Source organism: Bradyrhizobium sp. 31Argb (genome assembly GCF_043638955.1).
Lineage (GTDB): Bacteria > Pseudomonadota > Alphaproteobacteria > Rhizobiales > Xanthobacteraceae > Bradyrhizobium.
Genome location: NZ_JBEGDB010000450.1, coordinates 1 through 3,781, shown reverse-complemented (window position 1 = coordinate 3,781; position 3,781 = coordinate 1). Strand labels below are relative to the sequence as shown.

At 61.3% G+C, this 3,781-nt stretch carries 4 protein-coding genes; all 4 read left to right on the top strand.

From position 1 onward, the window contains the following. Window positions 1-107 precede the first annotated feature (107 nt). On the top strand, window positions 108-668 hold the full coding sequence (locus AAFX91_RS39765; protein WP_394570133.1) for a LemA family protein: 561 nt from the start codon (window positions 108-110) through the stop codon (window positions 666-668). A gap of 170 nt (window positions 669-838) precedes the next feature. Continuing rightward, entirely contained in the window at window positions 839-2,062 is a 1,224-nt protein-coding gene (locus AAFX91_RS39760; RefSeq protein ID WP_394570132.1) for a M48 family metalloprotease, read from the top strand. A gap of 168 nt (window positions 2,063-2,230) precedes the next feature. Further along, window positions 2,231-2,980, top strand: a complete 750-nt coding sequence (locus AAFX91_RS39755; RefSeq protein WP_130583705.1) for a hypothetical protein — start codon at window positions 2,231-2,233, stop codon at window positions 2,978-2,980. A 60-nt stretch (window positions 2,981-3,040) separates the two neighbouring features. Next, window positions 3,041-3,709: a hypothetical protein gene (locus AAFX91_RS39750; RefSeq protein WP_394570131.1), complete on the top strand. Its 669-nt coding sequence runs from the start codon at window positions 3,041-3,043 to the stop codon at window positions 3,707-3,709. Window positions 3,710-3,781 lie beyond the last annotated feature (72 nt).

The window sequence follows — 3,781 nt, the reverse complement described above, 5'->3', positions numbered from 1 at the left end:
AAAACGAATCGTTCCATCCAAAGCTTGAATCACAGCCAAGCACGAATGAGAATCCTGAATCCCAACAGACCCTAGGCTTCGCGCGCAATCCCATCAGGAGTTTTTCCATGTCGACCGGCTGGATCGTTCTCGGCGTCATCGTCGTCCTCGTGCTGTTTGCGTTTGCCGCCTACAACCGGCTGGTGGCGCTGAGCCAGCGCGTCAACCAGGCCTTTGCCGACATCGACGTCCAGCTCAAGCAGCGCCACGATCTGGTCCCAAACCTGGTCGAGACCGTGAAGGGCTACGCCGCCCATGAGCGCGGCACGCTCGACGACGTGATCAAGGCACGCAACTCCGCGATATCAGCGCAGGGACCGGCGCAGGTCTCCGCCGCCGAGAACCAGCTAAGCGGCGCCCTCGGCCGGTTGATCGCGCTGTCGGAAGCCTATCCGGACCTGAAGGCCAACGCCAATTTCCAGCAGCTCGCAAGCGAACTCTCCGATCTCGAGAACAAGATCGCCGCCAGCCGCCGCTTCTTCAACAATGCGGTCCAAGAATACAACACCGGCATCCAGCAGATGCCGGCCGCTTTGTTCGCCGGCATGTTCGGCTTCACCCGCAAGGACTTCTTCGACCTCGGCGCCAGCCGCAGCCAAGTCGAGACCGCGCCGAGCGTGAAGTTCTGAGCGAGGTGACGCTGCATCTTCTCCGTCATTCCGGGGCGCGCGATGCGCGAGCTATGATGTGCAATTGCACATCAGAGAATCCATCGTGCCGCAGGCGATGCGGTGAAATGGATTCCGGGCCTGCGCCTTACGGCGCATCCCGGAATGACAGTGGTTAGCGGACGTCCAGCATGGCCGCCTACGGTCTCTACACCCATATCGCGTCGAACAGGTTCCGTTCGATGCTCCTGCTCGGAGGGCTGTTCGTCCTGATCTACGTGCTGGTCTATGCCGGTGCGCTGGTTGCGGAGGTCATGATCGACAGCGGCCGCTCGGTCGACGATTACCTGATGCGGGCGCTGCATGACCTGATCTCGGCTTCCCCTTATGCGACGATCGGCGCGGCGCTCTGGATCGTGATCGCCTATTTCTTCCACCAGAACATGATCGACGCCGTCACCGGCGGCGAAAGCGTGACGCGGCAGCAAGAGCCGCGGCTCTATAATCTCCTGGAAAACCTCTGCATCTCACGCGGCATCCCGATGCCGAAGCTGAAGATCATGGACAGCCCGGCGCTGAACGCCTTCGCGAGCGGGCTGAACCAGCGCCAATATGCCGTCACGGTCACCACGGGCCTGTTGCGGGCGCTGAACGACCAGGAGATCGAGGCCGTGCTCGGTCACGAGCTCACCCATATCCGCAACGGCGACGTGCAGTTGATGGTGATCGCGGTCATCATCGCCGGCGCGGTCGGCTTCTTCGGCGAACTATTCTTCCGGATGTTCACCAACCTGTCCTGGAATTCAACCGGCGGCGGCTGGTCGTCCTCCTCGTCGTCGTCCTCCTCCTCGTCTTCGTCCGATCGCAAGGGCTCCGGTGGCGGCGCCATCATCGTGATCATCATCGCCATCGTCCTGATCGTGGCGGCGTGGCTGTTGTCGCAGGTCGTCAAGCTGGCCCTGTCGCGATCGCGCGAGTATCTGGCCGATGCCGGGTCGGTCGAGTTGACCAAGAATCCCGATGCGATGATCTCGTCCCTGCGCAAGATCGAAAATCGCGGCGAACTGCCGGGCGCCACTTCGGCGGTGATGGAACTATGTGTGGACAATCCGCGGGAGGGCTTCGCCGACCTGTTTGCGACCCATCCGTCGGTGCAATCGAGGGTGGATGCATTGGTGAAGTTCGGCGGCGGCCATGATCCTGGACCGATCGCCCTGCCGGACGATGTCGCGGCTAGTCCCGAAGAAGGTGCACAGGAACCGTCGGCACAATGCGAACTTCCGCCTCCCGCTCCGCGCGGCCCTTCACGCGGTCCATTGCCCGGCCCTTGGGGCGACGCAGCCGAGTCGGCCGGCCCGTCGCAGCAACCGCCGCTTCAGGGTCCGATTCAGGGTCCCTGGGGCCGACATTTTTGATTGTGGCCTCACGCCCTTCAACTCATTAAGAAAATCCCTACTAAACGCGCTGCTTGGCATTCAAGGAATTGAATTCTCCCTTGTTTCTGCCATGTTCGCGCCCAAAGCAGGAATGGGGACTTTCCGATCGCGCCCTCGCGGTCGGGGGCGCGGTCGTAAGGGATTTCCATGGCAAAGCCAGTCGTGATTGTAGTGGGCGCGGACAAGGGCGGGGTCGGCAAGACGACCGTGTCGCGGACGCTTCTGGACTATTTCAACGCGAACAACGTCGGGACGCGGGCCTTCGACACCGAATCGCCGCGGGGAACGCTGAAGCGCTTCCATCCTGAGATCACCGAGATCGTCGATATGACGACGACCGCGGACCAGATGAAGATCTTCGACACCCTGAACGCCGGCTCCATGGTTACCGTGATCGACGTCCGCGCCGGCCTGTTGTCGCCTGCGCTCGCCTCGCTCCGCGACATCGGCTTCCTGGATGCGGCCCGGTCCGGCCAGATTACCTTCGCGGTGTTCCATATCCTCGGTCCCTCGATCGCCTCGCTGGACGAGATCGCGGAGACCGCCAATTTCATGAGCGGCGCGAAATACTTCCTGGTGAAGAACTTCATCAACGACACGCAGTTCTTCCAGTGGGACCAGTCGACCTACAATTCCTATTTCCATCGCATCAAGGATGCCACCGACCTGACCATCCCGAAGCTGAACGAGATGGCCTATGAGCAGGTCGAGGTCGCTTCCGTCCCGTTCCTCAAATTCGTCGCCAACAAGGGCCCGCACGACGAGGCGGCGAACTATTCTTTCGTGCTCCGCGGCTATGTCCGGCACTGGCTCGCCAACGTCTGGAGCGAGTTCGACCGCATCAAGCTGACCGACCTGGTCGGCGCCAAGTCGGTGACGCGCGGCAGCGAAAAATAGTCGCGCCCCCGGGGGATGCGGGGCTGGATTAGGCACGAAAATCGCCTGATATAGCAGGCGATGTCAGCTACGCCCATCTACATCATTTGCTCGCCCCGCCCCCAGGTCGGCAAGACCCTGGCCGCGCGGCTGCTGAGCGAATTTCTGCTGCTGAAGAACGGCGATGTGATTTCCTTCGACATCAACCTGAAGGAGCCGTCGCTGCTCGACTACCTGCCCAAAACCACCGAGACGGCAGATGTCATCGACACCTACGGCAAGATGCAGTTGATGGACCGGCTGATCGTCAATGACGGCGTGGCGAAGGTGATCGACCTCGGCTTCCACGCCTTCGACGAATTCTTCAAGATGATCGACGAAATCGGCTTCATGAAGGAAGCGCTGCGCCGCCACGTCGCGCCAATCATCCTGTTCGTTGCCGATATCGACCGCGTCTCCGCGCACAGCTATGAGATGCTGCGCCGGCAGGTTCCGCCGCGGGCGCTGATGACCATCGACAACGAATTCGTGGTGCGCGGCGAACTGCCCGCGGCCATGGGCCAAGGCCGGGTGCTCCGCCTCAGCGCGCTGCCGGTGTTCCTGAAGACCTATATCGACCGGCTGAACTTCTCCTTCACCGGCTATCTCCGGCACGAGAAGGACTCGTCCACCGAGTTGCATCAGTGGATCCGGCGCAACTATACGATCTTCCGCGACCTCGAATTGAGCGTGATGCTGCAGCGGTCCTAGTGGTTCATCACAGTGATTTTGACGTTTTGATACCGAGCCATTCGAGGATCGGCAAGTTTTCGGGTGGCAGGA